Raw genomic sequence first — 3,340 nt, 5'->3', positions numbered from 1 at the left:
GGCCCCGGCAGCGCCCGACTACTCCCCCACGGCCACGCCGGAACAGCCCGTGTCGAGCTACCCGGGCGCGGCTCCGGCATACCCCGGCGCGGGCGCACCGTCCGGCTATCCCGCAGCTGCCCCGTACGTGCAGACCGAGCCGGAAGCTCCGAAGAAGCTGTCGGTGCTCGGACTCGTCGGACTCGGACTGTCGGCCGTCGGCACGATCCTGGCGTTCATCCCGCTGATCGGCTTCATCGGCTTCATCCTCCTCGGCGCGGGCTTCATCGTCTCCCTCATCTCGCTCTTCCTGAAGGGGAAGAAGTGGCCGGGGATCGCCGGCCTGATCCTCTCCGTGGTCGGCGGCATCATCAGCGCCGTGATGTTCTTCGTCTTCTTCTTCGCTATCGCCCAGAACGCGAGTGAAGAGATGAACAACCTGCCCAGCTCCTCGCCGTCGATCGAAGCCACCGAGCCGGGCGAGACCGACGGGACGGACGGCGCCGACGACGGCACGCGTCCCACCTCGGCCGAGGTGGCGGTCGGACTGACCGCGATCCTGGCCGCCGAAGGCACGGAGGGCTACACCGAGCCGCAGATCACGTGCCTCTCGGACCTTCTCGTCGAGTCCGAGCTCGACAACTCGACGCTGCGCGCGATCGCGGAGAGCGACGGCACGCTGACGGATGTCGACGCCGCGTACGGTTTCGCCGAGGTACTGGGCGACACCGAAGCCATCACCGCGTGCTTCGTCCCCTGAGCCGTCGGACGAGCGGAACCATCTGATGACGACGTCTGCCGGCTGGTACGACGACGGCTCCGGCCGCCTGCGGTGGTGGGACGGCACGCAGTGGACCGCGCACGTGCGGACCTCCGACGGTGCGCCGGTGGCCCCGGAACCGCCGTCGGTCGAGCAGGTTGCCTCCGCCGTGCCGTCGCCCGGCACAGCGCCCTTCACCCCGCCCTACGCGCTGCCCTCGTCGGGGGTGTCGACCGAGCGGGTGATCGCGCCCGACCTCGTCGGAGCACCCGGCGGAGCGTGGGGTGCGCCGGCACCGCAGCCACCCGCGCCCGGAGTGTCGGTGCTCGGAATCATCGGTCTCGCGGTGGTGGTCGTCGGCGTCGTGTGCGCCTGCATCCCGGTGATCTCGATCGTCGGCTGGGCGCTTCTCGGCGTCGGATTCGTGCTGTCGCTCGTGTCCCTGTTCCTCCGCGGCCGCAAGTGGCCGGGGATCACGGGGCTGGTGGTTGCGGCGATCGGCGCGCTCCTGGCGTTCGCCGTGTCGCTGCTGCTGCTCGCGACCGTCTCGGCCCCGGCCGGCGCCGCTGCGAGCGCCGAGGAGCGCACGGACCCCGCGTCGATCGAGGGTGCCGAGATGGTTCCCTTCGCCGAGCTCGAGGTCGGCGACTGCCTGCCGTTCGTCGACTACGAGGACACGGGTCAGATCTACGAGTTGCCCGTCGTCCCATGCGAGCGGCCGCACACGGATGAGGTGTACTTCATCTTCGAGGTCGATGAGGAGGCGTTCCCCGGCGACGATGCTCTCGGCGAAGCGGCATGGGACGGCTGCGCCTCGCACTTCGACGCATACGTCGGCATCGCCTACGAAGACTCGGTGCTGGATTTCTACACCTATCAGCCGACGGAGACCTCCTGGGCCCGCGCAGACGATCGCACCGTCCAGTGCATCCTGTACAGCTATGAAGACGTGACCGGCACTCTCGAGGGTGCGAAATACTGACGAGTCATACGAAGAAGGCCCCGGAGTTATCCGGGGCCTTCTTCATGGATTCAGTCTTCGATCTTGCGCTTGCGCCAGCGGATGCCCGCGGAGATGAAGTCATCCAGGTCTCCGTCGAACACGGCAGCCGGGTTGCCCGACTCCTGGCCGGTGCGCAGATCTTTCACCAGCTGCTGGCCGTAGAGGAAGTACGAGCGCATCTGGTCGCCCCAGCTCGCGGTGATGTTGCCCGCGAGCTCCTTCTTCTTCGCTGCTTCCTGTTCTTTCTGTAACAGCAGCAGTCGGGTCTGCAGCACGCGCATGGCGGCGGCGCGGTTCTGAATCTGCGACTTCTCGTTCTGCATCGACACGACGATGCCGGTCGGAAGGTGCGTCAGGCGCACAGCGGAGTCGGTCGTGTTGACCGACTGACCGCCGGGGCCGGAGGACCGGAACACATCGACGCGGATGTCGTTCTCGGGGATGTCGACCTCGGTCGCCTCCTCCATCAGCGGGATGACCTCGACCGCGGCGAACGACGTCTGACGCTTGTCGGCTGATCCGAACGGGCTGATGCGGGCCAGACGGTGGGTGCCGGCCTCGACCGAGATGGTGCCGAACGCGTAGGGCGCGTCGATCTCGAACGTCGCCGACTTGATGCCGGCGCCCTCCGCGTAGGAGGTGTCCATGACCTTGACCGGGTACTTGTGGCGCTCGGCCCAGCGCAGGTACATGCGCATCAGCATCTCGGCGAAGTCGGTGGCGTCGTCGCCGCCCGCACCGGAGCGGATGGTGATGATGGCGCTGCGCTCGTCGTACTCGCCGTCGAGCAGAGTCTGCACCTCGAGCTGGTTGATCAGGTCGGTGAGCGAGGCGAGTTCGGTGCGAGCCTCCTGCGCGGACTCCTCATCCCCCATCTCGTTCGCGAGACCCACGAGCACCTCGAGGTCGTCGAGACGCTGCGCGATGCCGGTGATGCGGGCGAGCTCGGACTGACGGTGGCTGAGTGCGCTGGTGACCTTCTGCGCGTTCTCGGTGTCGTCCCAGAGGTCGGGGGCACCGGCCTCCTCGCTGAGACACGCGATGTCGTCGCGGAGACGGGAGACATCGACGACCTCGCTGATGTCGCCGAAGGTGTGCCTGAGCGCCTGGATTTCGGCGGAGAGATCTAGTTCGAGCATGACACCTCAGCCTAACGTGCCGCCCGCACGCACGGGGACCTCGTCTTCGACGGCACATCGGCCGGAGTAGCGTGAAGACGTGAGCAGTGCATCGGCGGTCCTTCGACAGTTCGGACCCATGGTGTACCTGCCGACGGTCCTGTTCGCGCTCGGCGAGGGCGCCGTGATCCCGCTCATCCCGGTGCTGGCGGCATCCATGGGCGCAGACGTGGCGTTCGCCGCGCTCGTGGCGTCGGCGTTGGTGATCGGCCAGCTGTGCGGCAACCTCCCTGCCGGATGGGCGGTGGGCAGGATCGGCGAGCGGTACACGATGGTGATCGCCGGCGTGATCGCGATCATCGCGGGGATCGGGATGGTGTTCGCGCCCTCGCTCGGCGTGCTCGCGGCGTCGGTGTTCCTGCTCGGCATCTGCGCGGCGGCCTTCGGCCTCGCCCGTCACGCGTTCATGACCACCCGCGT

At 67.9% G+C, this 3,340-nt stretch carries 4 protein-coding genes; 3 read left to right on the top strand and 1 reads right to left on the bottom strand.

All coding sequences use genetic code 11. From position 1 onward, the window contains the following. Both ACNPM4_RS18220 and ACNPM4_RS18215 read left to right on the top strand, forming a co-directional pair. Window positions 1-739, top strand: a 739-nt coding sequence (locus tag ACNPM4_RS18220) for a DUF2510 domain-containing protein (protein ID WP_448986634.1), incomplete at its 5' end; no start/stop codon positions are given. Window positions 740-764: 25 nt separating this feature from the next. Beyond that, window positions 765-1,721: a DUF2510 domain-containing protein gene (locus tag ACNPM4_RS18215; RefSeq protein WP_448986633.1), complete on the top strand. Its 957-nt coding sequence runs from the start codon at window positions 765-767 to the stop codon at window positions 1,719-1,721. A 50-nt stretch (window positions 1,722-1,771) separates the two neighbouring features. On the opposite strand, the gene prfB is transcribed toward ACNPM4_RS18215, so the two are convergent. Further along, window positions 1,772-2,881, bottom strand: a complete 1,110-nt coding sequence (gene prfB, locus ACNPM4_RS18210; protein ID WP_448986632.1) for a peptide chain release factor 2 — start codon at window positions 2,879-2,881, stop codon at window positions 1,772-1,774. A gap of 118 nt (window positions 2,882-2,999) precedes the next feature. On the opposite strand from prfB, the gene ACNPM4_RS18205 reads away from it, so the two are divergent. Beyond that, window positions 3,000-3,340 (top strand): MFS transporter (locus tag ACNPM4_RS18205; RefSeq protein WP_448986637.1); only part of this gene is annotated, 341 nt, incomplete at its 3' end.

The organism is Microbacterium umsixpiens, assembly GCF_053543675.1.
Note: the sequence above shows the minus strand (reverse complement) of the source record. Positions and strands in the feature narration are given on the sequence as shown.